The following is a 25,172-nucleotide window of genomic DNA, read 5'->3' as shown; positions in this document are numbered from 1 at the left end:
AAGGGGCGCGGGGAACTGCGCGACCAGCCACAACGGACCCGCAGTTCCCCACTACCCGTTACGGCATCCTGTCCCCCAACAACGCCAGGTTCTCGATGGCAGCCAGGCCGTACAGCGCGGTGTCGTTGGTCGACACCCAGCTCGCCTCACTCCCCGCCACCAGCGCCACCGGCCCACTCAGCGACTCCGTCTTCCAGGGCGCCGACTCCTTGTACCCGTCGGAGTTGTAGAACTTCTCCCACGCACGGGTGGCGAGCTTCGCGTCCCCGGTCTGCACGGCCGCGTACGCGTCCAGCCGCGAGTGGCCCTGGAACAGCAGCAGGGAACCGAAGTTGGACCCGTACCGCGCCGCCTGCTCCGCCTTCGTGGCGTTGAAGTGGCGGCAGTAGTCGAAGTACGCGTCGTTGAACTCCGGCATGTCGACGAGGTCGATGAGCTCGGCGCACAGTTCGTTGAGGCCGAAGACCGCGGAGAGGTGCGAGACCCCGACCACCGGCTGGGACGCGATCGCGAACCTGCCCGTGTCGAGGTCGTACAGCCCGCTCCCCTGCACGAACCCGTTCGGCTGCGCGGCGATCGTCTCCATCGTCGACAGCACCCGCGCCTTGGCCTTCTCCCACTTGGGGCCCCTGCGCTCCCACTCGGTCAGCCAGGCCGAGACCAGCCCGCTCCAGTCCGTGCCGAAGCCGATCGACAGCGCGTGCCGGTCGGGCGTGTACGGCTCGGTGCGGATCTTGCGGATGGGGTCGAGGACGAGGAACGTCTCGTCGGAGTCGACGTTGGCGTGCATGAGGTCGCCGACCCGCTCGTCGGCGGTGAGGAAGTAGTAGTAGCGCCGGTAGGTGGTGTTGGCGATGCGCTGCTGCTTGGCGCTGTCGGCGTAGTGCTGGACGCCGTGCCGGGTGCCGAGGCCGGCCCACTCGCCGAGGTGGTAGACGTCGACCTCGCCGGTGTGCCGGGTCATCGCCTCGGCGAAGCGGAAGATGTCCGCTCGGCCGGAGCGCAGGTATGCGAACCAGAGCCACAGGTCGGGTGAGAGCTCGGAGTTGTCCCAGGCGTAGCCGCCGATGTCGTACCGCCACTGGTGTCTGACGGTGTCGTAGGTGTGCATGATGTCGCCGTAGTCCCAGAAGCCGCACCAACGGCGTTGCTCCACCTGGTCCTTGTAGTAGGTGAAGAGGAAGTCGAGGTGGTCCTCGATCTTGGCCTTCGCGGGGGTGGAGCGGTCCGGCTCGGAGTACAGCCCCGGCCCGAAGACCTTGGCCTTGATGAGCTGCGCGGGCGGGGCGGCGAGCTGCGGCAGCACCCGTACGGCCTCGACCTGCTGAGCCAGCGCCTCCGGTGACGGCGTCGACTCGTTGGCCCAGAACAACAGCTCCGACGTACGAGCGATGCCGTACGGCGTCCCGAACTCCGGCTCGTAGTCCTCGTAGGTGATGTTGAGGCCTTCGAGCTGCTCGGGGTAGGTGTCCTGGCCCATGCCGTCGTGGTAGAAGCGCAGGTCCATGGGCTGGGCCTCGGGCGACCAGAGCCACATGGTGACCTCGGCGTGGTCGGTGTGGGCGTCGCGGATGTCGAGCTGGGCGGGGTACTTCTCCCAGAAGTCCCGCAGCCCGAAGGAGAGTCCGCCGCTGACCCCACCGACGTAGGCGAATCCGGAGGCCCGCCTGCCACCGCCGGCACCGATCCAGCCGTAGCCCTTCTTCGTGCGCTTGCGCAGCGTGAAGCCGTCGGCGGAGAGCTGGGAGAGGGTGTAGTCGCCCCACTCGGGGATGTACTGGAGACGGGTGGTGACCCGCTGGTCCCAGGTGGCGGGGTCGGGCAGCCTCTCCCCCGCGAACTGCGCGGCCTGTACGGCGGCCCCCGGGTCGCGGCGCAGTCCGGTGATGCCCTTGACGGCCTCGCGGAGCATGCCGGTGCCCTCGCCGCCGATGCGGATGTGGCGGTCGTACGACTCGTCGCGCATCGGCACGGTGAAGCGCACCCCGATGCCCCGGATGAAGTCTCCGCTCGCCCTGCCCGGCTCCTGCGTGCCGTCGTAGGTGATGGTGTGCACCATGCGGAAGGAGTCGGCGCCGGCGTAGAAGTAGAGCCGGATGGAGAAGGGGAGCCAGCTCCGGCTGCCCTTGCGGTGCTTGCCGTCGATGCGGACGACCGCGCGGACGGGTCCCTCCTGCTCGACGGTGACCTCGGAGATCGCGCCCTCGAAGCGCTCCGTCTTGACCGCGCCCTGGTCCTCGTCCTCGATCTCCGGCTGGCGGATCAGCACCAGCCGGCCGTTCTTTGCGATCTCCGTGGAGCCACGGCTGACCGACTTGACGAGGGTCGCGCCGGACTTGCCGATCCTCGCGGTGATGACACCGGTCGAGACGTCGATGGTGCCGCCGCTCTTGTCGACGGTGACCTTCTTGGCCGGGGCGGTGGCCTCACCAGGGCTCAACGTGAGTTTGCCGTTGCCCGAACTCACCGCGTGGGCCGTCCACTTGAGGGATCCGTCCGGCCAGTAGGCGATCGGCCACGACTGCACGGGGACGGCCTTGCCGTCGGCGTCCGTCAGCGCGAACGTCTGCTCTTCCTGGTACGCGCCCTTCGGCCAGGGGACACCGACGGTGGAGCCGGGTGCGGCGCCCAGGCCGCCGTCCTCCAGCCAGTCGAGGGTCACGGGGTCCGCGTCGGCGGCTTCGGCGCCGGGTGCGGCCTGTGCGTCCTTCGCGCCCAGCGCCCAGCTGAACTGAGCGGCGGCTCCGGCGACGGCGGCCGCCTTGAGGAGGGACCTGCGAGGGATGGGGGACATGGCCTTTCCTTTCCGTGCGGGTGCAAGGGGATGGTCAAGGGCATGACAGAGAGAGGTACGGCGCTCAGGGCACCGACCTTGGGAAAGACACCGCTCGTCAGCGGTGCCGGTACCGCTCCTCCACGGCGACGGCCGCCGCCACGACGGCCCCGAGGACAGGCACCGCCAGCGGCGCGGCGAACCAGGCGGAGGCGGCCACGACGGCCAGCCCGCCGATGATCAGGAACGACCCGGCGGGATCGAGCACGGTACGACGCCCGGCGCCGGCGAGCAGCGCCCACCAGCCGGCGCCCGGCGTCCACAGGGCCGCCGCCCGCAGCAGGGCCACGACGGCACCGATCAGCGCGCACACCCCGATCGCCCCGACGAGCGGCCCACCGGGAATCCCGGCGCGCACGGCCTGGACGTCGATCCAGACCGCGGCCACCACGGCCCACCCGGCGAGCCCGACGACCCATCCGCGGCGCAGGGCGACCCGGAAGTCGGCGACGAACTCCCGCAGCCCTCCGTCCTCGTGGGCGATACGGCGCCGCAGATGCCGCGCCCCGGCGGCGAAGGCGGCCGGATGGGTGACCACCCCCAAGGCGGCCACCGCGATCCACACCCCGGTGAGCAGGCACTCGGCGAACACACCGAACCGCTCGGCGAAGACCGACTCCCCGCCGGCCGGACGAGCTTTCACGCGCGCTTGAGCCAACGCGACCGCCCCCTCAGCCCTTCAGTCCGGACGTCGCCATACCGTCGATCAGGTAGCGCTGGAAGGCGAGGAAGAAGGTGAGCACCGGCAGCAGGGCGACCAGCGACATGGCGATCATGCCGCCGTAGTTCGCCAGGCCCTCCTGGTCGACGAACATCTTCAGACCGAGGGAGACGGTGTACTTGTCGGGCTCGTTGAGATAGATCAGCGGGCCCATGAAGTCGTTCCATGAGTTGATGAAGGTGAAGATCGCGCTGGTGATCAGGGCCGGCCGGCACAGCGGCAGCATGATCGACCAGTAGATCCGGAAGTGCCCGCAGCCGTCGAGCCGGGCCGCCTCGTCGAGTTCCTTGGGCAGGTTCCGCATGAACTGCACCATCAGGAAGACGAAGAACGCCTCCGTGGCGAGGTACTTCCCCAGCAGCAGCGGGGTGTAGGTGTTGATCAGCTCCATGTTGCGGAACAGCACGTACTGCGGGATCAGCAGCACGTGATACGGCAGCAGGAGCGTGCCGATCATCAGCGTGAAGAGCAGATTCCGTCCCGCGAACCTGATCCGCGCGAAGGCGTAGGCGGTCAGCGAGCAGGACACCACGATCCCGATCACCGAGCCGACCGCGAGGAAGAGCGAGTTGAGGAAGAAGGTGGAGATGGAGATGTCGGCGATGCCGTCGGCGAGGCTCGTGTAGTTGGACAGGATCGGGTCGCCCGGGAAGAGGTCCAGGCTGCCGACGATGTCCTCGCTGTTCTTGAAGGAGCCGCCGATGACCCAGATCACCGGATAGAGGATCACCGCGAGAACGAGCAGGGACCCCAGGTGCCAGGCGACGGAGCCGGGCAGCCTGCGGCGCAGCGCCCCGGCCCGCGCGGTCGAGAGATCGGGGGTGCTCATCGGGCGCCCTCCTCGTAGTGCACCCAGCGCTTCTGGGACCAGAACAGCACCGCCGTGACCAGGGCGACCGCGACGAGCAGCATCCACGCCATGGCGGACGCCAGGCCCATCCGGCTGTTCTCGAAGCCCTGGACGTACAGGTAGCAGGTGTAGACCATCGAACCGTCGGCCGGACCGCAGGCGTTGCCTCCGGCGCCGCCGCCGACGATGTACGCCGAGCTGAAGATCTGGAAGGAGTGGATGGTCTCCAGCAGGACGTTGAAGAAGAGGACCGGAGAGATCATCGGCAGGGTGATGTTCCAGAACCGGCGGAACTTGCCCGCCCCGTCGACCTCGGCCGCCTCGTACAGCTCGCGCGGGACCTGCTTGAGGCCGGCGAGGAAGATGACCATCGGGGCGCCGAACTGCCAGACGGTGAGCGCCACCAGGCTGTAGATGATCAGGTCCGGGTCACCGGTCCAGCCGCCGACGTCGATCCCGAAGATCTTCTGGGTCCGGTCGACGATCGCGTCGTCCGAGAAGATCGCCTTCCATACGATCGCGACGGAGACGCTCGCCCCGATCAGCGACGGCGCGTAGAAGGCGGCCCGGTAGAAGGCCTGGCCGCGCCGCTTCTGCGCGAGGAGCAGCGCCACGCCGAGCGCCGCGAGCAGCTTCAGGGGCGTGCCGACGACGACGTACCAGAGCGTCACCTGTACCGAGTGGCGCCAGCGGGGATCGCCGAACATCTCGGAGAAGTTGTCGAGACCGATCCACTGGGGCGCGTCGAAGAGGTTGTAGTCGGTGAAGGCGAAATAGAGCGAGGCGACCATCGGGCCCGCGGTGAGCAGCAGGAACCCGGCGATCCAAGGGGACATGAAGAGATAGCCGGCCAGGTTCTCGCGGCGGACCCGCCGCTTGAGGGCGGCGGGCCGCTCGGGCTTCACCGGTCCGTGCCGCGGCTCGGAGTCCTTGGTCAGGCCCTCCATCGCGGGGGCGTGTGTCACGGTCATCCCCATCAGACGACGAGAGCCGTCTTCGACTCGGTGAAGAACTGCTTGACGGCCTCGTCGACCGAGCGCTTGCCGAGCGCGAGTTCCTCGGCGATGCGCAGGAACGCGGCCTCACAGATGTCCGCGCCGTTCGGGTGCGGGGTGATCGGCTCCAGGACGCCCGCCTCGACGAGGGAGGTCTCGTAGGCGGCGATCCCCTTGTTGACCTCGTCCGTCGGCTGGAACGCGTCGAACTGGGCCTGGGTGGCGGGTACACCCCGGTCGTAGCCCATGATCTTGGCGACCTCGGGGTCGTGCACCATGAAGTCGATGAACTGGGCGACCTCCTTCGGGTGCTCGGTGCGCCTGGAGGCGCTGAGCATCAGGGAGCCGAGGTACTGGCCGGTCTTCTTGCCGTCCGTCGTCGGGATGGGCGCGAGGCCGTACTCGCTCTTGCCCTCGGAGGTGTAGCGCACGGTGAAGTTGTCCCAGGTGAACTCGCCACCGGCGAGCTCGGCGGAAACGGCCGACTTGGGCTTGATCTGGGCCACCTTCTTGGCGTCGGCGTAGACGCCCTCCTCGACGCCCTTCTCGGCCTTGGTCCACCAGTTGGTCAGGTCCGCCTCGGTGAAGCCGAGTCCGTCCTCGGTGAAGAAGGCCTTGCCGTTCTGGCGCAGGTAGAGGTCGTAGAGGTACATGACGCCGTACATGCCGCTGTCGCCCGCGCGCCCCGTCCTGTCGCGGATCTTCTTCATCGCCGCGTCGAAGTCGTCCCAGGTCCAGCCCTGTTCCGGCTTCACCCCCGCCTTGGTGTAGACGGGCTTGTCGATGACGAGGGCCATGGAGTTGGAGCCGACCGGGACACCGAGGAGCTTTCCGTCGATCTCACCGAACTTCTCCAGGCCCGCGCGGAAGCCGTCCATGGAGAGGTTGCCGGCCTCGACCTGCTCACCGAGATCGAGCAGCACATTCTTCGCGTCGTATTTACGCAGGAATCCGATGGCATTCTGGAACACGTCCGGCGGATTCCCCTCGGAAGCCTGGGTGTTGAACTTCTTCCAGAAGTCGCTGTACGGCTGAAAGTCGGTCTTGACCTTGATCTTCGGGTACTTCTTCTCGAAGAGCGCGATGGTCTTGTTGATGCGCTGAGCGCGATCCTCGGCACCCCACCATGCGTAACGGATCGTCACCGTCCCGTCGGCGGCGGCTCCCCCGTCGCCGCCGCACGCCGTGGTCGCGGCCAGTCCGAGTGTGGCAGCCGTGGCGCCTGCCGCCTTCAGGATCGTGCGCCTGTCGACATTCCTGTTGGTTCCCACAGTCGGGCCCTCCCCGCAGTGTCGATACCGCCTGCATGAATCGTTTCAAGTAAGCGCTTGCTGGCACAAGGTACGAAGGGCCTCGGAGTGCGTCAATGATTCGGACAGGAATTTCTTGCGGGCCTGCGGGGCGAGTTGACGGCGCGTGAGGGCGGAGCGGCCGGGCCGGGGACGCGATGCCGCAGGTGAGGGGCGTGCGGTCGATGGGCCGAACGGGGAGTGGGCGGCCCGTAGGCGGGCATCGGCCGGCCAGGGGCGGTCCGGTCGCCGGTGAGCTGACGGAACGTGATCTCGCGACGGGGCGAGGCCCTACGGGGCTTCACCCATGAGACCCGCATCGAGGTGCGCGGTACGCAAAAACCGACGGCCCGCCTGCGTTGTCGCAGACGGGCCGTCGGATCCGGGTGGGCGATACTGGGTTCGAACCAGTGACCTCTTCGGTGTGAACGAAGCGCTCTCCCACTGAGCTAATCGCCCGGGCGCACGGAGAACATTACCCCATGTCAGGGGGTGCGTGTGACCAGCGCGAAGCCGCCCCGGCCGGCGTCCGCACCCCCTCGCGGATCACTGGTCCTTGATCTTCCAGGGCATGACGAAGCCGAACTTCCAGAGGTAGAAGCCGAGTATCGCGCCCACGATCACGAGGCCGATCGACGTCAGGATGATGTTGCGGCGCCGCACCTTCGGATCGAGGGCCTTCTGGGCCGCCTCGGTGACCTTGCGCTTGGTCCAGCGCAGCACGAGCTGGGCCCACACGAACTCGGTCGCCCAGACCGCCATGCCAGCGAAGATGATCACCCATCCCGGACCCGGCAACGGCAGCAGGACGATGCCGGCGCCGACTATGGCCAGGCCGATGATGAAGACGCCCACCTGCCAGCTCAGATGCAGCGCTCTACGCGCCTTGACGAACTCCGGCGCTCTCGACCCGAGCCCCTGCTCGCCGTCGTCCTTCACACCGTCCACTTCGACCTCGTTGGTAGCCACGGCAACGTTGCCCGGCTCGTTACTCCCCGTATTCATACGGCCAAACCCTACCGGACCGAATCGAGTCACCGGAATGGGCGTACCTCGCGAACAGGTTCTCGGCCGGAAGAGTTACGTAAAGCCACGCAAAACACTCAGAGGGGTTTACAACGGCACCGTAGGTGGCATGTCGATTTCGCCGACGTGCGAATCCCCGAGCGCACACTGAGCGAAAGGCCCTGGCGCTTATGAACACCACGGTCAGCTGCGAGCTGCACCTGCGCCTCGTTGTGTCGAGCGAGTCCTCCCTGCCTGTCCCCGCAGGCCTGCGGTACGACACGGCCGACCCCTACGCCGTGCACGCCACCTTCCACACCGGAGCCGAGGAGACCGTCGAGTGGGTGTTCGCCCGCGACCTCCTCGCCGAGGGCCTGCACCGGCCCACCGGCACCGGCGACGTCCGCGTCTGGCCATCGCGCAGTCATGGTCAGGGCGTCGTTTGCATCGCGCTGAGCTCTCCGGAGGGCGAGGCGCTGCTCGAGGCCCCTGCACGGGCTCTGGAGTCGTTCCTGAAGCGGACGGATGCCGCCGTGCCTCCCGGCACGGAACATCGGCATTTCGATCTCGATCAGGAGCTCTCCCACATCCTGGCGGAAAGCTAGGGCGAGGCCCCACGAAGCCGCCCGGCGCCGTCGACTCGGGGAGACGGCTCGGGCCAAGACAACCGCATATGGCACGCAGCAGCGCCGTCTCCGCTCCGCGGGGGCGGCGTTGGTGTGCGTGTGACCGGCGGGGCCCGTGGGGCGTCAAGGGCCCCTTGGGCGGCTCGCAGGCGGGAAGCGTCGGCGCCGCTGCGGCGTTGTATTCGAAGCCGCGTGCGGGCGCGGCCCGTGTGAGGGCTCTGTGAGCCACTACCATCGGCCAGCATCGGCGGGCACCCCGCCCGACCACCAGGCCAGGGAGCGAATCGTGCTGATCACCCATGACACCCGGTGTGCGCTCGACGCCGTGGTGGAGCTGGTGAACACCGCACCGGAGGACGACGAGACCCCGGAGGGCCTGCCGGACGTCGCGGCTCTCGGAGATTTCGTGCGAAAGCACGAAATCAGCGACGTTGGGGTGCTGTCGGAGTTCGATCTGTCGGCGGTGCGCAAGGTGCGCGGGCGGTTCGCCGCGATCTTCGCGGCGACGGACGCCCGGACCGCCGCGGGGCTGATCAACGAACTGGTCGCCGCCGCGGGCACCACCCCGCGACTGACGGACCACGACGGCTACGACTGGCATGTGCACTACTTCGCGCCCGGCGCCTCGGTCGCCGACCATCTGGCGGCGGACGGCGGCATGGCGCTGGCGTTCTTCGTGGTGGCCGGGGAGGAGGAGCGGCTGCGGCGATGCGAGGCGCCGGACTGCCGGCACGCCTTCGTGGATCTCTCCCGCAACCGTTCACGGCGCTACTGCGACAGCCGTACCTGCGGAAACCGTCTGCATGTGGCCGCATACCGGGCGCGACGCAAGGAAGCGGCCGGCTGAGCCGTGAGGGCGGGGCGTCCGGCGCGGCACAGGTAGGACTCCATCCGGACCCTGTGTCGACGCGGGCCCCGGCGGGTGGCGCCGGGGGCCGCGGGTACGGCTCAGAGCAGCAGCAGATCGTGCAGCGCAGCCATGAGTAGCAGACACCCGATCACCGCAAGGAAGATCATCAGCGGTGGCTGGGAAAGGGCGAAGAGGCACCCGCGAGGCTCGTCCTGAGGTGGCGCGGCCTCGCTTTGTGTCGTGTCCAGCATCTCGCGGGTGATGATGGCGTAAATACGCCTTCCCTGGCGATCAACACGCCCGGAATGAGCGGGAGTTCGCTGGATTCCGTGATGTCCGGTTCGAGTCGTGATCGCTTACGGCCGGGCGGCGACCCACTGTGTCGTTTCAGTCCGGCGTGCGGCGGTCAGATGCCGTGCTTCTTGAGGATGGCCTCGATGTCGCTGAAGTCGTCCGATGATGCGTCCGTCCGGGGTGCGGTCGCGGGCCGGGTCGACTGACGGGTGCCCGCGCCGAGCGAGGGCGCCGAGGCCGCCGGAGCCACCGCGTCGCGCTGGGCTGCGGCGCCCGCCTCCTTGCGCTCCTTGCGCTCCTTGCGGGTGCCGCCGCGGCGGCGATCCACCGCACGGGTGGTCGCGAACAGCAGCCAGGACACACCCAGGACTCCGAAGCCCGCCCAGGCCGTCGGGCTGAACGCGGTGTCCGCCAGCCAGTCGACGACTCCGGTCATGACCAGGCCGAGGGGCACCAGTGAGTAAGCGGCGATGCGCGTAGCCGCGAGGAAACGCTTGCGGTACGCCGTGACCGCCGCGATGCCCAGGCCGGCCGCGGCGACGGCTGAACAAACGGTCTCGGCAATCATCCGTGCCTCCAGGCATGCCGGGTCGGGTCAGGGCACTTCGTCCCTTCCATCCTGCACCGTGGCAACCCCGCCCGGCCATGCCTCGGCCCGACATCAGGGACATCTCCGGGTCATCTCCTCCGCAGGTCCCGGTCGGGGTCGTGCCGCCCGGGCCGCCCCGGCCCGAAGCCCCAGGTCGGATTGGGTCGTGCGGGCCGGGGCTGGGAGACTGGGGCCATGAGCGACTCCTCCCCCGCCCGTCCTGCCGCCCCCGTCCTCGAGGTCTGGTGCGAGCTCCAGTGCCCCGACTGCCGCAGCGCCCTGGACGATCTCCGTGCCCTGCACGCCCGCTACGGCGACCGGCTGGAGCTGCGGCTGCGGCACTTCCCGCTGGAGAAGCACAAGCACGCCTTCGCCGCGGCGCAGGCCGCCGAGGAGGCTCTTGAGCAGGGGCAGGGGTGGCCGTACGTCGAGGCCGTGCTGGGCCGGGTCGAGGAGCTGGACCGCAAGGGCGAACCCTTCCTGGTCGAGGCGGCCGGGGAACTCGGCCTGGACGCCGAGGAGTTCGACACCGCGCTGATCAACGGCCGGCACATCCTGATCGTCGACGCCGACCAGGCCGAGGGCAAGGCGATCGGCGTGACCGGCACACCGACGTACGTGATCGACGGCGAGCGCCTCGACGGCGGCAAGAGCCAGGAGGGTCTGCGCGAGCGCATCGAGGAGATCGTGGATCGGCTGCTGGCCGAGCGCGCGGGCGCCTGACCGGCCCGCTACAGCAGCGTCTTGTACATGGCCCGGAGCGTCGTCTCGTAGCCGAGTGACTCGTACAGCCGCTCGGCCGGGGTGTTGCCCGCGAAGACATTGAGGCCGATGGTGCGGTGTCCGGCCTCGATCGCGTAGGCCTCGGCCACCAGCATCAGCGTGCGGCCGTGTCCCTCGCCGCGGTGGGCCGCGTCGGTCTCCACGTCGTAGACGAAGGCACAGCCGTCGCGTGTGCCCACCCACAGGGTGCCCACCGGCGTGCCCTCGTGTTCGAGGACGCTGAGGAACACGTCCGGGGTGCGCGGGCCCTCCGGCAGCAGTTCGGCGTGGTCCCGTTCGGACTTGGCCCGGGCCTCGGCCTGCGGGACCCCGCGCTCGACCCAGCTCCGGATGTAGCCCTCGTGGCTGGCGGCCAGCCAGGGCCCGTACTCCGCCTCCGTCATGGGCCTCGCCGCGCTGCCCCGGGGCAGGGCGGGCGGGGTGGTGCCGAGCGGCTTCTCCATGCCGCGGTTGCGTACGACGTAGCCGAGGGCCGTGGCGAGCCGCAGTGCCGGTCCGGTGTCACCGGTGACGGTGACCTCGATGCGCCGGCAGCCCCACCCCCTGGCCACCTCCTCGGCGGCGAGGGCTGCCACCGTGCCGCGGCCGCGGCGCCGGTCCGGCTCCTCGATCCGCAGCTGCCCTATCCGGGCCACCGCGTCTCCGAAGACGGGATGCGTCCCGAGCTGGAGGGCCCCGATGGGACGGCCGTTCACGCAGACCTGATAGCGGCGCGAACGCGTCCCGTCGTCGTTGTGCTGAAGCGGCTCGGTCGGCCGCAGGGTCGTGGTCATCAGGGGAGTTCTACCCGTCGCGGCGCCCGAGGTCAGCCGATTATCCGCGCCCTTTGCCGATCCGGTGTCCGCGCCCTCACGGATCCAGGTCGTCTCCGGACCGCTCCTCGAAGATCCGCAGGGCCTTGGCGGTCACCGGGCCGGGTGCGCCCGGCAGTTCGCGGTCGTCCACGCGGTGCACGGCCTGGACGTCCCGCAGGGTGGAGGTGAGGAAGACCTCCTCGGCCCGCTCCAGCGCGTCCATGGGCAGGTCGGTCTCCCTGGCGCCGGTCCAGTCGATCGTGAGCGCGCGCGTGATGCCCGCGAGGCAGCCGGAGGCGAGCGGCGGGGTGTGGATCTCGCCGTCGAGGACGACGAAGACGTTCGAGCCGGTGCCCTCGCAGAGTTGGCCGACGGTGTTCGCGAACAGGGCTTCCGTCGCGCCGTGTTCATGGGCGCGGGCGAGGGCGACGACGTTCTCGGCGTAGGAGGTCGTCTTCAGGCCGGTGAGCGCGCCGCGCTCATTGCGCGTCCAGGGAACCGTGATCACGGCCGTGGAGTCGGGTCGACGCTTGGTCTCGCCGAGGGCGACGAGGAGGGTGGGGCCGTGGTCGCCGCGGTCGGAGCCGAGGGGGCCGTGACCGCCGGTGTAGGTGATACGCAGCCGGCCGAGCGGCATCGGGTTGGCCTCGAGGACGGCGGCGCAGGCGCGGCGGACCTCGTCGTGGTCGGGCTCCGGCAGCCCGAGTCCCGCCGCCGAGCGCGTCAGCCGGTCGAGGTGCCGGGTCAGCGCGAACGGACGGCCGTGCACCGCCTTCACGGTCTCGAAGATGCCGTCGCCCACGGTCAGCCCGTGGTCGAAGACGGAGACACGGGCGGACTCGATGTCCTGCAGCTCGCCGTCGAGCCAAAGCTTCACTGGTCTCTACCTCGCAAGATTCGGCCGGGCATGTGGAGTCGGCCGGGTCGGGCCCGCGGCGGAGCCGCTGTTCGATGCGGCGTCCCCCGGGTCGGCACAGTACGTCGTCAGTCCCTCTCCACTCACGTCGTACGCACCCGACGCTACCGCGAGCAGCCGGGACGCCTTCAGCTCCGTCTCCCGCCACTCCCACTCGGGGTCCGACCCCCAGGTGATCCCCGCGCCGGTGCCGAACCGCAGCATCCCCTCGCCCCGGTCGATCCAGAAGGTACGAATGCCGACGGCCAGCTCACCGAAGCCCCGGTCGGCGTCGACCCATCCGATACCACCGCAGTACGGCCCGCGCGGCGCCGTCTCCAACGCGTCGATGATCCGCAGCGCACTCGACTTGGGCGCGCCGGTGACCGAGCCGGGCGGGAAGGCGGCATCGAGCAGTTCGGGCCAGCCTGCGCCCTCGGCGAGCTCACCGCGCACGGTGGACACCAGATGCACGAGCCCGGGATGCTTCTCGACGGCGCACAGATCGGGGACGGTCACCGTGCCGGTGGCGCACACGCGGCCGATGTCGTTGCGCACCAGATCCACGATCATCACGTTCTCGGCGAAGTCCTTCTCCAGCAGGTCCGCCTCGGTGCGCCCGGTCCCCTTGATCGGCCCGGACTCGACGATCCGCCCCGCACTCCGCAGGAAGAGTTCGGGTGACGCGGTGGCTATCTCCACGCCGCACTCCGGCAGCCGGATCGTTCCTGCATACGGCGCCGGGTTGCCACGCGCCAACAGGGCGGTCAGGGCGTCCACGTCGGCGTCCGGCCCGACGGGTGCGCTCAGCACCCGGCACAGGTTGGCCTGATACACCTCGCCGGCCGCGATGTGCTCACGGATGCGCCGTACGCCCGCCGTGTACGCCGCGCGATCGAGCGAGGACGTCCAGTCACCGACCGCGGGGCCCCGCCACTCACCCGGCACGGGCGCGGGCACGGATTCCTCATGTACGTCCCGGAAGCGGGCGCAGGTCAGACCGCCCTCGAAGTCGGCGCAGACGGCCCAGAAGCCACTGGAGTCAAGGGCCGCGGGATCACTGGTGACATCGAGGAGGCCGGTGGCGACGCGGTCGCCGAAGCGGGCGAGAGGAGGGAGGTCGGGCACGCAGTCGAGTCTATGGCGGGTGTCCTGCCGGTGACCTGGCCATGTCCCTGCGGTGGGCTTCGCCGGGTCCCTGAGCAGGTGAGGCGCAGCACGCTGCACAAACGCGTTTTTGTGCTGGCCCCGGAATCCGCTAGAGTTCAACTCGTCGCCGGGCCGTGAGAGCGGAACGAAACGACAAGCGGACGTAGCTCAGTTGGTAGAGCGCAACCTTGCCAAGGTTGAGGTCGCGAGTTCGAGCCTCGTCGTCCGCTCGAAGGAACAGGGGATCTTCCCGACCCCCTACACTCCTGGTGGAGTGGCCGAGAGGCGAGGCAACGGCCTGCAAAGCCGTCTACACGGGTTCAAATCCCGTCTCCACCTCCAAGGACGATTAGCTCAGCGGGAGAGCGCTTCCCTGACACGGAAGAGGTCACTGGTTCAATCCCAGTATCGTCCACTGGATCTTCGGATCCTCCCGCGCGATTAGCTCAGCGGGAGAGCGCTTCCCTGACACGGAAGAGGTCACTGGTTCAATCCCAGTATCGCGCACGCAGCACTCGTGATCTTCGGATCGATCGTCGATCACGACCCGCCAGGACGATTAGCTCAGCGGGAGAGCGCTTCCCTGACACGGAAGAGGTCACTGGTTCAATCCCAGTATCGTCCACACTCCGAAGCCCCCGGTCAGACGACCGGGGGCTTCTTCGTGGCCTGATGGGCTCAGCTGGAGAACAGCATGTGGCCGAAGCTCTTGTGCCGCTTGTGGCCGTAGTGACCGCCGTGGTGGCCACCGTGCGGGGCACCCCAGGCAGGAGCCTGCGGGGCGGCGGCCGGGTACGCCTGCGGGGCACCCGGGGGCGGCGGGGCCGGCTGGGACCACTGGGACTCCACGCGGGTCAGCGCCTCCAGCTCGCCGTAGTCGAGAAAGATCCCGCGGCAGCCACTGCACTGCTCGATCTGAACGCCATTGCGGTTGTAGGTGTGCATCGGCGCATGGCACTTCGGACACTGCATGGTCGGCTCAACTCCTCGCCGGTCGGTCCTGCTTCGTGTTTCGCCAGGACAGACTCTGTCCGGCTGCGGTCGGTTGCACCCTACTTCGCCGGTTCGCGAACCAACTCCGGGGGGACGGAAGCCATTCGGTCACAGGCGTCGACGAGGGCCTGCTCGACCTCGTCCAGGTCACGCCTCTCGGCCACGGCCTTGGTGATCGCACGGGCGGCGGTCTGCGCGGTGAGGGCGCGGGCGGGGACGTCCAGCGCGGGCCAGGGGTCACCGTCGGCGGGAACGGCCGGGCCGCCGCCGGCTCGGTAGGCGGCCAGGAACCGCTTCCACTCCTCGGGCGGGAGCAACCCGCAGGCGTACCAGGCGGCCGGCCGGCCCAGGTCCCAGGCCGGCACACCCACGCCCAGATCGTCAACGTCTATGAGCCGCCAGGGACCGTCCGGGGCCGGGTACCGCACGAGCTGGCCGAGGTGGAGGTCACCGTGGCACAGGGTGGCGGTGTCGGGCTGGGGGGCCTCGTCGCGGGCCCAGGAGGGAAGGGCGTCCCAGGCGCGGCGGACCGCGGCGGCGGGGCCGCCCTCGGTGGTCGCGCGGAGGCGGGACAGGGCGAGGGCTGCCTTGGCGGGTCCGCGCATGGGAGGCAGCGGGGTGGGTGCGGGGGTGCGATGGAGGTGGGCGAGCAGGGTCGCGGCCGCTTCCCAGGGGGCCGCGTCCGGATCTTCCGGGTCCACAGGGGTGCCGTACGGCCACAGGCTCACGCGCCGGTCGTGCAGGTCGACGGGTCGGGTGGTGAGCGGGGGCAGGAATATCTCGGGGAGGTGTGTGGCGGTGGCCAGGCGGGGCGCCAGGTCGGTGACCGTGATGCCCGGGGCGTGGGCTTTGGCGACCGTGTCCGCGTGACGGACGACGGTGGCGTCGGGCCGCTCGGCGAGGGTGACGGTTGTTCCGCAGGGACAGGCGGACGTACGCGAGTGAGCCGCGGCTATGGCTCGTGCGGTGAGGTCGGGCAGTAGCGGGTTCGGGGTCACGGGCGTCCCTTGTGCGCGGATGGTCTGGGCCGAGGGTACGGGGTGACCGCGTCGCCGGACCGGGTCATCGGTACCGCGGCTGTGCGGGTGCTCCGGCGTCTGCGCGGGCCCTGCCTGGGGGCTGCCGCCCCGGCCCCCCGCTTCGGCCCTGGACGGGCCTCGTCCTCAAACGCCGGACAGGCTGAGAGGTGCTGGCCTGCGTCGGGGATGTGAGCGCTCCGGTGGGTTGGGGCCGGCTATGGACCGCCCCAACCCGCCGGAGGCAAAAGCAATGCCGGCGCAGCTCCCCAGCTGCGCCGGCATTTGTGCCGTCCGCCGCACCCCCGTCCCCACGGGGTTTCATGGGTGGATGTCCCCGCCCGGACCGCTCTTCCGGGCCTGGGGTCGCCGCTCAGCGCCCCAGCATCACGCCCACGGACGACGCCTGTGTGGCCACCGTCTCCCAGCCGTCGAAGACGAGGAGGAGGAGGGCCGCCAGGGGAAGGGCCATGAGTGTCGCCACCAGCGGATGGCGGCGGCCCTGGCGACGGGTACGCAGCATCGTGCGCTCCTGCATGCGGATCAGTGTCCGCGGTGCCGTCTGGGCCATGGTCCCTCTCCTGACCTGTGTCAGTTGTCGTTGGCAGCGGCGGGTGTCTGACCTCGGGGGACGAGTGCTGCACCCGCCGCTTGACCTCAAATCTAGGCCCGTGGCCACCCCGGGCACGTCATGCCCTCGTACCGATTGCCGGGCCTCCCGGAGGATGAGCCACCACCTGCGGAGTACTCCCCTGGGTGGAGACGAGGACCTAGGTCTCGGGGTCTTCCCGGAGGGGACGCCCGGTCTACCCCGTTTTCTCCGAGCTGTCCTCCCGCGGCACCGGCTGTTCGACCAGCGCAAGGACCCGGTTCGCCATGAAGCGGGCCGTACGCACCACGGATCCGTTTCTGGTGACTTCGCTCACTTCCACGACACCTCGACGCACCGCCGTCTCCACCCGGCGCCCCGCCCTGCTCGCCACCACTTCATACGTACGCGTCGTGTCGCCTGCGTCCACGACTATCTCCACGCGATCACCCTTCACGGGTTCAATCCCCCTTCTGCGACGGGTGGTTGGAGGTCGCGGCACACCTAAGTCGCCCTGCTCACCGACCCCCTGACCACCCTTCAAGTCTCCCACCCGGCACTGACAATCCATCACCCCGAGAGGGCGCGGCCTCTGCGCACGGCGGCCCGCGGAAACGTAAGCTGTGGCTCGTCACACGGACCGGGCAGCGGGGATGAACATGGCGATGATGCGCCTGAGGCGCGAGGACCCGCGCGTCGTCGGCTCGTTCAGGCTTCACAGACGGCTCGGCGCGGGCGGAATGGGCGTCGTCTACCTGGGCTCCGACAAGAAGGGGCAGCGGGTCGCGCTGAAGGTGATCCGGCCCGATCTGGCGGAGGACCAGGAGTTCCGTTCGCGGTTCGCGCGTGAGGTCTCGGCGGCCCGGCGGATTCGCGGCGGGTGCACGGCACGGCTCGTGGCCGCCGACCTCGAGGCGGAACGGCCCTGGTTCGCCACCCAGTACGTGCCCGGCCCGTCCCTGCACGACAGGGTCGCAGACGAGGGCGCGCTCGGCGCCGCGGAGGTCGCCGCCGTCGGGGCCGCCCTGTCCGAGGGGCTGGTCGCCGTCCACGAGGCCGGGGTCGTCCACCGGGACCTCAAGCCCTCGAACATCCTCCTGTCCCCCAAGGGCCCGAGGATCATCGACTTCGGCATCGCCTGGGCGACGGGTGCCTCGACCCTCACCCACGTCGGCACGGCGGTCGGCTCGCCCGGCTTCCTCGCCCCCGAGCAGGTGCGCGGTGCCGCCGTCACCCCGGCCACGGACGTGTTCTCCCTCGGCGCCACGCTCGCGTACGCGTCGATGGGTGACTCCCCCTTCGGGCACGGCAGTTCGGAAGTGATGCTGTACCGCGTCGTACACGAGGAGGCGCAGCTGCACGGCGTACCGGACGCCCTGGCCCCCCTCGTCCGGGCATGCCTCGCGAAGGACCCGGAGGACCGGCCCAGCACGCTTCAGCTGTCGCTGCGCCTGAAGGAGATCGCGGCCCGGGAGGCGCAGGGATTCGCGGACGTACGTCCGCCCGCGCCGCGTTCCGGGGAGGCGGACCGGCCGACCGGGCGGCTCGCCGACACCTACGCCGATCAGCAGCGTGTCCAGCGGCGCGCGCAGGGCGCTCCCCCGCCCCGCGGTACCGCCATGCCACGGGGAAACGGCAACTCGCGCGGCCCCGGCCCGGCGCGCGACGCGGCTCCGTCGAGGGGCGGCGGGGTCCCCCAGGGCGGTACGGCGTCGTCCCGCGCCGGGGCCCGGCCGCCGATGCCCGGCCCCCGCACCACCTCCCGCTCGGCCAACGGCGGCAGGCCCGTCCAGCCGGGCGGTGGCAGGCCCGTCCAGCGGAGCGGCAACGGACGTCCGGCGCCCCGGAACACGGGAGCGGGACGGCGGCCCGCCAACCCTCAGCTGCTCCGGCAGCGGCTGTTCGTGTTCGTCGTGGTGACGGTGCTCGTGGCGCTCGGCATCGCGGCGGCGCAGGGCTGCCAGGGCCCGGATCGCGGCCTTGGCGACGAGGGGGACGTCGTACGGCCGCAGCAGGGGCGGGTGGACCCCGGATTCACACCGCTGGACGGGGATCTGATGTCCGAGCGGTACGAGTCGACGCTCGAGATCCGCGACTAGACGACGGGCGAGGGCGACCGCCTGGCACGGACGGGGCTCACAAACCCGGCAGGATCCGTTCGAAGAACTCCCGGTCGCCCTCGAAGACCGGGTCCAGGGCCAGGAACTCCGCCGGCGTGACCCAGCGGGCCTCGCCGACCTCGTCGGGGTCGGGGACCACATCGCCGGTGTCGGCGCGTGCCGTCCACCAGTGGAGGCGGAAGCGGCCGTCGTCCGTCTCCGACTCCCAGACCTTGGCCAGCGGCGCGACGGTGAGGCCCACCTCCTCGCGGACCTCCCGGACGACCGCCTCGCGCTGGGTCTCCCCCGGCTCGATCCTGCCGCTGACGGGTTGCCAGTAGCCGGGACGCGCGACACCCGGGCCGCGCCGGATGGCGAGCAGGCGGTCGGCGCGGAGCAGGACCGCGACGATCGCCTCGCCCCGGCTCATCTACGGCCCCTCAGGCCTGCGGGCGGCCGGTGGCCACCGCGTAGAAGGCGACCGCGGCCGCCGCGCCGACATTGAGGGAGTCGACGCCGTGGGACATCGGGATGCGGACCCATTCGTCGGCGGCCACCAGGGCCTGGGTGGACAGGCCGTCGCCCTCGGCGCCCAGCATCAGGGCGACCCGGTCCATCCGTTGCGGAGCGGCCTCGTCGAGGCTCTTGGCCTTCTCGTCGGGAGTGAGCGCGAGCAGGGTGAACCCCGCCTCGCGGACCGACTCCAGGCCCTTGGGCCAGGTCTCCAGGCGGGCGTACGGCACCGAGAAGACCGCGCCCATGGAGACCTTGACGCTACGGCGGTACAGGGGATCCGCGCAGTCCGGCGAGAGCAGGACCGCGTCCATGCCGAGGGCGGCGGCCGAGCGGAAGATGGCGCCGATGTTGGTGTGGTCGTTGACCGACTCCATGACGACCACGCGGCGTGCGGTCTGGAGCAGTTCGGTCGCCGTCGGCAGCGGCTTGCGCTGCATCGACGCGAGCGCCCCGCGGTGCACGTGGTAGCCGGTGACCTGCTCGGCGAGCTCCGGGCTGACCGCGTAGACCGGGGCCGGCATCTCGTCGATGACGTCGCGCATGACGTCGACCCACTTGGCCGACAGCAGCATCGACCGCATCTCGTAGCCGGCTTCCTTCGCCCGTCTGATGACCTTCTCGCCCTCGGCGATGAACAGTCCCTCGGCCGGCTCGCGCTTGCGGCGCAGTTCGACGTCGGTCAGGCCTGTGTAGTCGCGCAGGCGCGGGTCGGTGGGGTCATCGACGGTGATGAGATCGGCCACAGAGTGATACTGCCTTGTCCTGGATGCGGTGCCAACGGTTCGGAACGGGTTGCGTTACCCGCGGTTACTCTGAGGCGCTGGGTCCTACCGTGACGACCTCGCCGATGACGATGACCGCCGGCGGCTTCACCTCGTGGTCCGCCACCGCTTGGCCGGCCGTGGCGAGGGTCGCGTCGACCCGGCGCTGGGCGGCGGTCGTGCCTTCCTGGACCAGGGCGACCGGGGTGTCCGGGGACTTGCCGTGGGCGATGAGGGTCTCGGCGACCTTCGCGAGCGTGCCCACGCCCATGAGGATCACCAGCGTGCCGGTCAGCCTGGCGAGTGCCGGCCAGTCGACCAGGGAACGCTCGTCGTCGGGTGCGATGTGGCCGCTGACCACCGTGAACTCGTGGGCCACGCCCCGATGGGTGACCGGGATGCCGGCGGCGCCGGGCACCGAGATCGAGCTGGAGATGCCGGGCACGACCGTGCACGGCACACCGGCCTCGGCCAGCGCCTGGACCTCCTCCATGCCACGGCCGTAGACGAAGGGGTCGCCGCCCTTGAGACGTACGACCGACTTGCCCTGCCTGGCGTGTTCGATCAGCGCGTTGTTGATGGCCTCCTGGGCCATGAAGCGGCCGTACGGCAGCTTCGCCGCGTCGATCACCTCGACGCTCGCGGGAAGTTCCGCGAGCAGGTCGCGCGGGCCCAGGTGGTCGGTGATGACCACGTCCGCCTCGGCGAGCAGACGACGGCCGCGCACGGTGATGAGGTCCGGGTCGCCGGGGCCGCCGCCGACCAGGGCGACGCCCGCGGTACGGGTGCGGTGGTGCGGGGCGACGAGCGAGCCGTCGCGCAGGCCCTCGACGACCGCGTCGCGGATGGCGGCGGTGTGCCGGGGGTCACGGCCGCGGGCCTCGGTGGTGAGGACGGCGATGGTGACGCCCTCGCTGTGGCCGGTGGCGGGGGTCCAGGCCGTCGCCTGGTCCGCGTCGTCGGAGCGGACGCACCAGACGCGGTGCCGCTCCGCCTCGGCAGAGGCCCGTGCGTTGGCTTCCTTGTCGCCGGTGGCGATCAGGGCGTACCAGGCGTCGGCGAGGTCGCCGTCCTCGTAGGGGCGCTGGTGCCAGGTGATCTCGCCCGCGTCCACCATGGCCTCGACCGACGGGGTCGCCTCGGGCGACACGAGGACGATGTCGGCGCCCGCTGCGATGAGGGCCGGGAGGCGGCGCTGGGCCACCTGGCCACCGCCCAGGACGACCACTTTGCGGCCGGAGAGGCGGAGGCCTACGGGGTAGGCGGGGTTTTCGGCCATGAGGGTGCGGCTCCCTTTCGCGGCGGCGGTGCGATGCCCTGACGTGCGGATTTTATGCTGCGGGCGCTGGTGACGGTTCGGGCGTCCGGTGGCTGGGCGACCACGGCGACGTGACGGGGGACCCGGGGTTGCACTCCCCGGGCCCCCCTGTTGCCGATCTACTTCTCGGTGACCCCTGCCGAGTCGAACGTCGCCACCTCGTGCATCGCCCGCGCCGTGCTCTGCACCAGCGGCAGTGCCAGCAGCGCGCCCGTGCCCTCACCGAGCCGGAGGTCGAGGTCGACCAGGGGGCGCAGGCCCAGCTTGTTGAGGGCGGCCACGTGGCCGGGCTCGGCGCTGCGGTGGCCCGCGATGCAGGCGGCCAGGACCTCGGGGGCAATGGCACGCGCGACCAGGGCCGCGGCGCCGGCGCTGACGCCGTCCAGGATCACCGGCGTACGCAGGGAGGCACCGCCCAGCAGGAGGCCGACGATCGCGGCGTGCTCGAAGCCGCCGATCGCCGCGAGGACGCCGATCGGGTCGGCCGGGTCCGGCTGGTGGTGCTCGAGGGCGCGGCGGACGACCTCGGTCTTGCGGGCGAGGGTCTCGTCGTTGATGCCGGTGCCGCGGCCGGTGACCTCGGCCGGTTCCGCGCCGGTGAACACCGAGATCAGGGCGGCCGAGGCGGTGGTGTTGGCGATGCCCATCTCACCCGTCAGCAGCGCCTTGTTGCCGGCCGCCACCAGGTCGCGGGCCGTCTCGATGCCGACCTCGATGGCCTGCTTGGCCTCCTCGCGGGTCATCGCGGGGCCGGTCGTCATGTCGGAGGTGCCCGCACGGACCTTGCGGGGCAGCAGACCGGGGGTGGCGGGCAGGTCGGCGGCGACGCCCACGTCGACGACGCAGACCTCCGCGCCGACCTGTCCGGCGAAGGCGTTGCAGACCGCCCCGCCGCCGAGGAAGTTGGCCACCATCTGGGCCGTCACCTCCTGCGGCCAGGGGGTGACCCCCTGGGCGTGCACGCCGTGGTCGCCGGCGAAGATCGCGACGGCCGCGGGCTCCGGGATCGGCGGCGGGCACTGCCGGGACAGCCCGGACAGCTGGGCGGAGATGATCTCCAGCATGCCGAGCGAGCCCGGCGGCTTGGTCATCCGCTTCTGGCGTTCCCAGGCCTCGCCGAGAGCCTTGGCGTCCAGCGGGCGGATCTGGGCGACGGTCTCGCCGAGCAGGTCGTGCGGCTCCTCGCCGGGCAGCGCGCGACGGCCGTACGTCTCCTCGTGCACGACCCACGACAGCGGGCGGCGCTTGGACCAGCCGGCCTGCATCAGCTCGGGCTCGTCCGGGAACTCGTCGACGTAGCCGACGCACAGGTAGGCGATGACCTCCAGGTGCTCGGGCAGGCCGAGCGCGCGGACCATCTCGCGCTCGTCGAAGAAGCTGACCCAGCCGACGCCGAGGCCCTCGGCGCGGGCGGCGAGCCAGAGGTTCTCGACGGCGAGCGCGGCGGAGTAGGGCGCCATCTGCGGCTGGGTGTGCCGGCCGAGGGTGTGCCGGCCGCCGCGGGTGGGGTCGGCGGTGACGACGATGTTGACCGGGGTGTCGAGGATGGCCTCGATCTTCAGTTCCTTGAACTGCTTCGCCCGGCCCTTGGGGAGCGACTTGGCGTACGCCTCGCGCTGGCGCATGGCCAGTTCGTGCATGGTGCGCCGGGTGTCCGAGGAGCGGATGACCACGAAGTCCCAGGGCTGGGAGTGGCCGACGGAGGGCGCGGTGTGGGCGGCCTCCAGGACGCGCAGCAGTACCTCGTGCGGGATGGGGTCGCTGCGGAAGCCGTTGCGGATGTCCCGGCGCTCGCGCATGACCTTCAGGACGGCCTCGCGTTCGGCGTCGTCGTAGGCGGGCGCCGCGGGGCCGGTGGACTGTCGTGCTTCCTCGACCACGGCCGTGCTCTCTTCTGCCTGGTCTTCCTGGTCGGCGGCCCGGGTGTCCAGGTCGTCCGCGTGCTGTACGAGTTCGGGGTCGCCCTCGCGCGGCGCCGGGACCATGGGAACGGGACCCGGCCCCTGCTCCATGGGCAGGACGATCGGCTGCGGCGGAGTGGGGGCGAGGTGCGGGGTGGTCGGCACCGAGCCCTCGACCGCCACGAACTGGCCCAGCGGCTGCTCGGGCGCGGGCTCCTGGGCCATGCCGGTCGTGAGTACGTCGGTGGCCTCGCCCTCGCCGTACTCGGCGAGCGGGACGGACGGTGCGGCCTGAACCTCGACGACCTGCGCGGACCGGAGCTGCGGGCCGGCGGGTTCGGCGACGAAGGGCTCGGGGGTCTCGACCGCGGCCGGCTGCGGAGCGGCGGCGGGGAGGGGCTGGGGGGCCACGGCCGACTCGGCGGCCACATCCGGGGCCCGCGGGGCGTCCGGGATCTGGCCCGCGTCGGGCTCCGCGACGGGCGCCGGGTCCGCCACGGGGGCTCCCACCTCGACGGCGGGCGCGCTCACGGGCACGGCGTGCGCTTCGGCGTCGGCGCCGTCCTGGGTCGGTTGCTGCGCGAGGTTCGGGTCCATGAGGGCCTCCGGGGCCTGAGCGGGCAGCTCGGCCGGGGCAAGGGGTGCGCTCTGCTGCTGGGCTGCCTGATCGGCGTCGGCGGGATGCGGCACCGGTTCGGGGGCTACGACGACGGGGGCGTCGTCGACGGGGGCGGGGCCGGCGTCGGTCGGCTGCGGTGCCGGTACGACGGGGTCGGCGTCCACGGGCTGGGGGGCCTGGGCGGCATCCGGTGCGGGTGGGAGGGGGGCGGCCTCCGGGATCGCCTGGGCAGCGTCCGGCAGGACCTGAGCGGCCTCAGGAGCCTGGACGGCCTCCGGGGCGAGGGGCTCGGAGAGCTGCGCGGGGGCCTCGGGCACGGCATCGCCGAGTACGTGAACGGGCTCGGGAGCGAGGGCGTCCGGCAACTGGACGGCCTCCGGGGCGGGGGCGTCAGGGGCCGGGGCGTCCGGAACCGACACGGCCTGCGGGGCAAGCGCCTCCGGCAGCGGTTCGCTCTCGGGGGCGGCGCCATGACCCGTCCCCGGAACAGCGCCCTCGGCGGCCTGGCCGACCTCGGCCACCGGCATCTCGACAACCTGGCCGGCCTCGGGGGCAGGCATCCCGACCACCTGGCCGGCTTCGGCGGCAGGCATCCCGACCACCTGGCCGGCCTCAGCGACAAGCGGCACCTCGGAAACCGGAGCGTCCCCGGGACCCGAGCCATCGGGAACCTGACCGACCGCAGCCACCGGTACCTCGGCGATCTGCGCCACCTCGCCCACAACGGCGTCGGCGGCCTCGGCACCGACAAGCACCGGACCGTCCTCGACACCCTGGCCACCCTCGGGCGCCTCTCCGACGAAGGCGACCTGTGCGACCTGGTGGACCTGTTCTACCTGTTCGACCGCGGGAGCGGACACGACCCCGGCATCCTCGTCGGCACCCGGAACACCGGCGCCCGAGGGATGAGCGGCCACAGCCTCCTGACCGGCGTCAACGGCCGCGGCCTCCTGAGCCGCGCCCGTCACCGCACCTGCCTCGGTGGCGACCCTCGCCACGACCGCCTGAGCGGCGCCCACCGGTTGTTCGGTGGGGACAACCGTTTCGGCAGCCGCCGCCTCCGCGCCCACCGGCACGGGAGCCGGAACCTGGGCCTGGACTCCGGACGGGGCCGGGGCGGGCCAGGCCGTCGCCGGCTGCGGGACCGTGGCGTCGAGGTACTCCGGGCCGGCCGGGGCCAGGCCGGGCTGACGGGCCGGCCCGGCGACGGCGCCGCGGTCGGCGAGGGAGCGGACCGGGCTGGCGGAGGCGTCCGGAATGAGCGGGCCGAGGTGCAGGGGACGCCGGGGAGTGATCGGCGGGATGGGCGCCGAGGGGGCCGTGGGCGTCGACAGGCGGACGTCACTGAGGTCGACCGAACCGCTGTCGCGGCCGGAGATCTCGTGCGCTCCCGGCTGGTGAACGGCCTCGACGACCGGCTCCGGCGCGGGCGGGGCGACCTCGTTGCCCCAGGCGCCGTGAGAGCCGGGCATCAGCAGGTCTTCGTCCTCGGCGGTGGTCTCGGAGAGGTAGCCGTACGCACCGTGCGCCGCGGGGGCGCCCGGGTGCTCCGCCATGCCTGCGCTCTCCGGCAGTCCCTCGCCCGGGACCTGGCCGGTGTCGGTCATGCGTACCCCTCGCCCATCGGTTAGTGCTTCTACGACCAGCTCACCGGGAACGGCGCACCGACCGCCCCCGCAGTGAAGAA

23 protein-coding genes and 6 tRNA genes are annotated in these 25,172 nt (G+C 71.0%); 9 read left to right on the top strand and 20 right to left on the bottom strand.

Annotated features, from left to right (window positions below; translation table 11 throughout):
• Window positions 1–58: 58 nt before the first annotated feature.
• From ACFQ6S_RS34995 to ACFQ6S_RS34965, 7 genes are all read right to left on the bottom strand, one after another.
• The gene (locus ACFQ6S_RS34995; protein WP_383418733.1) at window positions 59–2,794 is read right to left on the bottom strand and encodes a Tat pathway signal sequence domain protein; all 2,736 of its coding nucleotides are present in this window, start codon (window positions 2,792–2,794) and stop codon (window positions 59–61) included.
• A gap of 97 nt (window positions 2,795–2,891) precedes the next feature.
• Window positions 2,892–3,491 (bottom strand): hypothetical protein, encoded by a 600-nt coding sequence (locus ACFQ6S_RS34990; protein WP_383418731.1) that lies wholly within the window; start codon window positions 3,489–3,491, stop codon window positions 2,892–2,894.
• 13 nt (window positions 3,492–3,504) lie between these two features.
• On the bottom strand, window positions 3,505–4,383 hold the full coding sequence (locus ACFQ6S_RS34985; RefSeq protein ID WP_383418729.1) for a carbohydrate ABC transporter permease: 879 nt from the start codon (window positions 4,381–4,383) through the stop codon (window positions 3,505–3,507).
• The gene (locus ACFQ6S_RS34980) at window positions 4,380–5,381 is read right to left on the bottom strand and encodes a carbohydrate ABC transporter permease (RefSeq protein WP_383418728.1); all 1,002 of its coding nucleotides are present in this window, start codon (window positions 5,379–5,381) and stop codon (window positions 4,380–4,382) included. The genes ACFQ6S_RS34985 and ACFQ6S_RS34980 overlap by 4 nt, the downstream gene beginning before the upstream one ends.
• Window positions 5,381–6,670, bottom strand: coding sequence for an ABC transporter substrate-binding protein (locus ACFQ6S_RS34975; RefSeq protein ID WP_383418726.1), 1,290 nt, complete (start codon window positions 6,668–6,670; stop codon window positions 5,381–5,383). Before ACFQ6S_RS34975 ends, ACFQ6S_RS34980 begins: the two co-directional genes overlap by 1 nt.
• Window positions 6,671–7,075: 405 nt before the next feature.
• A tRNA-Val gene (locus ACFQ6S_RS34970) sits at window positions 7,076–7,147 on the bottom strand.
• A gap of 87 nt (window positions 7,148–7,234) precedes the next feature.
• Window positions 7,235–7,693: a TIGR02611 family protein gene (locus ACFQ6S_RS34965; RefSeq protein WP_383418724.1), complete on the bottom strand. Its 459-nt coding sequence runs from the start codon at window positions 7,691–7,693 to the stop codon at window positions 7,235–7,237.
• 191 nt (window positions 7,694–7,884) lie between these two features.
• On the opposite strand from ACFQ6S_RS34965, the gene ACFQ6S_RS34960 reads away from it, so the two are divergent.
• Together ACFQ6S_RS34960 and ACFQ6S_RS34955 are read left to right on the top strand one after the other, a co-directional pair.
• A complete protein-coding gene (locus ACFQ6S_RS34960; RefSeq protein ID WP_004002642.1) occupies window positions 7,885–8,298 on the top strand; it encodes an SsgA family sporulation/cell division regulator in 414 nt (137 codons plus the stop codon).
• Between the two features lie 307 nt (window positions 8,299–8,605).
• A complete protein-coding gene (locus tag ACFQ6S_RS34955; protein ID WP_383418721.1) occupies window positions 8,606–9,166 on the top strand; it encodes a CGNR zinc finger domain-containing protein in 561 nt (186 codons plus the stop codon).
• Between the two features lie 101 nt (window positions 9,167–9,267).
• On the opposite strand, the gene ACFQ6S_RS34950 is transcribed toward ACFQ6S_RS34955, so the two are convergent.
• A complete protein-coding gene (locus ACFQ6S_RS34950) occupies window positions 9,268–9,420 on the bottom strand; it encodes a hypothetical protein (RefSeq protein WP_004002639.1) in 153 nt (50 codons plus the stop codon).
• Window positions 9,421–9,575: 155 nt separating this feature from the next.
• On the bottom strand, window positions 9,576–10,031 hold the full coding sequence (locus tag ACFQ6S_RS34945) for a hypothetical protein (RefSeq protein ID WP_383418719.1): 456 nt from the start codon (window positions 10,029–10,031) through the stop codon (window positions 9,576–9,578).
• Window positions 10,032–10,247: 216 nt separating this feature from the next.
• Here ACFQ6S_RS34945 and ACFQ6S_RS34940 point away from each other — a divergent pair, with 216 nt between their 5' ends.
• On the top strand, window positions 10,248–10,775 hold the full coding sequence (locus tag ACFQ6S_RS34940; protein WP_383418717.1) for a DsbA family protein: 528 nt from the start codon (window positions 10,248–10,250) through the stop codon (window positions 10,773–10,775).
• An 8-nt stretch (window positions 10,776–10,783) separates the two neighbouring features.
• Here ACFQ6S_RS34940 and ACFQ6S_RS34935 read toward each other — a convergent pair whose 3' ends face one another.
• From ACFQ6S_RS34935 to ACFQ6S_RS34925, 3 genes are all read right to left on the bottom strand, one after another.
• Window positions 10,784–11,608: a GNAT family N-acetyltransferase gene (locus ACFQ6S_RS34935; RefSeq protein ID WP_383418715.1), complete on the bottom strand. Its 825-nt coding sequence runs from the start codon at window positions 11,606–11,608 to the stop codon at window positions 10,784–10,786.
• A gap of 76 nt (window positions 11,609–11,684) precedes the next feature.
• Window positions 11,685–12,506 carry an aminotransferase class IV gene (locus ACFQ6S_RS34930; RefSeq protein ID WP_383418713.1) on the bottom strand — a complete coding sequence of 274 codons (822 nt, stop codon included), beginning with the start codon at window positions 12,504–12,506 and terminating at the stop codon, window positions 11,685–11,687.
• A 6-nt stretch (window positions 12,507–12,512) separates the two neighbouring features.
• Complete coding sequence (locus ACFQ6S_RS34925) at window positions 12,513–13,652, bottom strand: chorismate-binding protein (RefSeq protein ID WP_383418711.1); 1,140 nt, start codon at window positions 13,650–13,652, stop codon at window positions 12,513–12,515.
• 178 nt (window positions 13,653–13,830) lie between these two features.
• Here ACFQ6S_RS34925 and ACFQ6S_RS34920 point away from each other — a divergent pair.
• From ACFQ6S_RS34920 to ACFQ6S_RS34900, 5 genes are all read left to right on the top strand, one after another.
• A tRNA-Gly gene (locus ACFQ6S_RS34920) sits at window positions 13,831–13,903 on the top strand.
• A gap of 38 nt (window positions 13,904–13,941) precedes the next feature.
• Window positions 13,942–14,015 (top strand) — tRNA-Cys (locus ACFQ6S_RS34915).
• A 1-nt stretch (window position 14,016) separates the two neighbouring features.
• A tRNA-Val gene (locus ACFQ6S_RS34910) sits at window positions 14,017–14,088 on the top strand.
• 20 nt (window positions 14,089–14,108) lie between these two features.
• A tRNA-Val gene (locus tag ACFQ6S_RS34905) sits at window positions 14,109–14,180 on the top strand.
• A 46-nt stretch (window positions 14,181–14,226) separates the two neighbouring features.
• Window positions 14,227–14,298, top strand: a tRNA-Val gene (locus ACFQ6S_RS34900).
• 53 nt (window positions 14,299–14,351) lie between these two features.
• Here the strand turns inward: ACFQ6S_RS34900 and ACFQ6S_RS34895 are convergent.
• The 4 genes from ACFQ6S_RS34895 to ACFQ6S_RS34880 all read right to left on the bottom strand — a co-directional run bounded on the left by ACFQ6S_RS34895 (window position 14,352) and on the right by ACFQ6S_RS34880 (window position 16,728).
• The gene (locus ACFQ6S_RS34895; RefSeq protein ID WP_383418709.1) at window positions 14,352–14,645 is read right to left on the bottom strand and encodes a zf-TFIIB domain-containing protein; all 294 of its coding nucleotides are present in this window, start codon (window positions 14,643–14,645) and stop codon (window positions 14,352–14,354) included.
• Between the two features lie 80 nt (window positions 14,646–14,725).
• Window positions 14,726–15,664 (bottom strand): phosphotransferase family protein, encoded by a 939-nt coding sequence (locus ACFQ6S_RS34890; protein ID WP_383418707.1) that lies wholly within the window; start codon window positions 15,662–15,664, stop codon window positions 14,726–14,728.
• A gap of 391 nt (window positions 15,665–16,055) precedes the next feature.
• On the bottom strand, window positions 16,056–16,253 hold the full coding sequence (locus ACFQ6S_RS34885; protein WP_383418705.1) for a hypothetical protein: 198 nt from the start codon (window positions 16,251–16,253) through the stop codon (window positions 16,056–16,058).
• A 235-nt stretch (window positions 16,254–16,488) separates the two neighbouring features.
• On the bottom strand, window positions 16,489–16,728 hold the full coding sequence (locus ACFQ6S_RS34880) for a hypothetical protein (RefSeq protein WP_383418703.1): 240 nt from the start codon (window positions 16,726–16,728) through the stop codon (window positions 16,489–16,491).
• Between the two features lie 196 nt (window positions 16,729–16,924).
• On the opposite strand from ACFQ6S_RS34880, the gene ACFQ6S_RS34875 reads away from it, so the two are divergent.
• Window positions 16,925–18,370, top strand: coding sequence for a protein kinase (locus ACFQ6S_RS34875; protein ID WP_383419023.1), 1,446 nt, complete (start codon window positions 16,925–16,927; stop codon window positions 18,368–18,370).
• 37 nt (window positions 18,371–18,407) lie between these two features.
• Here ACFQ6S_RS34875 and ACFQ6S_RS34870 read toward each other — a convergent pair whose 3' ends face one another.
• The 4 genes from ACFQ6S_RS34870 to cobT all read right to left on the bottom strand — a co-directional run bounded on the left by ACFQ6S_RS34870 (window position 18,408) and on the right by cobT (window position 25,092).
• Window positions 18,408–18,800 (bottom strand): NUDIX domain-containing protein, encoded by a 393-nt coding sequence (locus ACFQ6S_RS34870; protein WP_383418701.1) that lies wholly within the window; start codon window positions 18,798–18,800, stop codon window positions 18,408–18,410.
• Window positions 18,801–18,810: 10 nt separating this feature from the next.
• Window positions 18,811–19,629, bottom strand: a complete 819-nt coding sequence (locus ACFQ6S_RS34865; protein WP_383418699.1) for a TrmH family RNA methyltransferase — start codon at window positions 19,627–19,629, stop codon at window positions 18,811–18,813.
• A 64-nt stretch (window positions 19,630–19,693) separates the two neighbouring features.
• Window positions 19,694–20,926 carry a uroporphyrinogen-III C-methyltransferase gene (gene cobA, locus ACFQ6S_RS34860; RefSeq protein WP_383418697.1) on the bottom strand — a complete coding sequence of 411 codons (1,233 nt, stop codon included), beginning with the start codon at window positions 20,924–20,926 and terminating at the stop codon, window positions 19,694–19,696.
• 158 nt (window positions 20,927–21,084) lie between these two features.
• On the bottom strand, window positions 21,085–25,092 hold the full coding sequence (gene cobT, locus ACFQ6S_RS34855; protein WP_383418695.1) for a nicotinate-nucleotide--dimethylbenzimidazole phosphoribosyltransferase: 4,008 nt from the start codon (window positions 25,090–25,092) through the stop codon (window positions 21,085–21,087).
• Window positions 25,093–25,172: the final 80 nt, after the last annotated feature.

The organism is Streptomyces sp. NPDC056479, assembly GCF_042795335.1.
Taxonomy (GTDB): Bacteria; Actinomycetota; Actinomycetes; order Streptomycetales; family Streptomycetaceae; genus Streptomyces.
The sequence above is the reverse complement of the archived record's forward strand: the minus strand, read 5'-3'. Positions and strand labels throughout refer to the sequence as shown.

Excerpts from the sequence above, each read along its gene's own strand:
- ACFQ6S_RS34995 (WP_383418733.1), bottom strand. The coding sequence starts at position 2,794 with ATGTCCCCCATCCCTCGCAGGTCCCTCCTCAAGGCGGCCGCCGTCGCC.
- ACFQ6S_RS34985 (WP_383418729.1), bottom strand. The coding sequence starts at position 4,383 with ATGAGCACCCCCGATCTCTCGACCGCGCGGGCCGGGGCGCTGCGCCGC.
- ACFQ6S_RS34980 (WP_383418728.1), bottom strand. The coding sequence starts at position 5,381 with ATGGGGATGACCGTGACACACGCCCCCGCGATGGAGGGCCTGACCAAG.
- ACFQ6S_RS34965 (WP_383418724.1), bottom strand. The coding sequence starts at position 7,693 with ATGAATACGGGGAGTAACGAGCCGGGCAACGTTGCCGTGGCTACCAAC.
- ACFQ6S_RS34960 (WP_004002642.1), top strand. The coding sequence starts at position 7,885 with ATGAACACCACGGTCAGCTGCGAGCTGCACCTGCGCCTCGTTGTGTCG.
- ACFQ6S_RS34950 (WP_004002639.1), bottom strand. The coding sequence starts at position 9,420 with ATGCTGGACACGACACAAAGCGAGGCCGCGCCACCTCAGGACGAGCCT.
- ACFQ6S_RS34945 (WP_383418719.1), bottom strand. The coding sequence starts at position 10,031 with ATGATTGCCGAGACCGTTTGTTCAGCCGTCGCCGCGGCCGGCCTGGGC.
- ACFQ6S_RS34940 (WP_383418717.1), top strand. The coding sequence starts at position 10,248 with ATGAGCGACTCCTCCCCCGCCCGTCCTGCCGCCCCCGTCCTCGAGGTC.
- ACFQ6S_RS34935 (WP_383418715.1), bottom strand. The coding sequence starts at position 11,608 with ATGACCACGACCCTGCGGCCGACCGAGCCGCTTCAGCACAACGACGAC.
- ACFQ6S_RS34895 (WP_383418709.1), bottom strand. The coding sequence starts at position 14,645 with ATGCAGTGTCCGAAGTGCCATGCGCCGATGCACACCTACAACCGCAAT.
- ACFQ6S_RS34885 (WP_383418705.1), bottom strand. The coding sequence starts at position 16,253 with ATGGCCCAGACGGCACCGCGGACACTGATCCGCATGCAGGAGCGCACG.
- ACFQ6S_RS34875 (WP_383419023.1), top strand. The coding sequence starts at position 16,925 with ATGAACATGGCGATGATGCGCCTGAGGCGCGAGGACCCGCGCGTCGTC.
- ACFQ6S_RS34870 (WP_383418701.1), bottom strand. The coding sequence starts at position 18,800 with ATGAGCCGGGGCGAGGCGATCGTCGCGGTCCTGCTCCGCGCCGACCGC.
- cobA (WP_383418697.1), bottom strand. The coding sequence starts at position 20,926 with ATGGCCGAAAACCCCGCCTACCCCGTAGGCCTCCGCCTCTCCGGCCGC.
- cobT (WP_383418695.1), bottom strand. The coding sequence starts at position 25,092 with ATGACCGACACCGGCCAGGTCCCGGGCGAGGGACTGCCGGAGAGCGCA.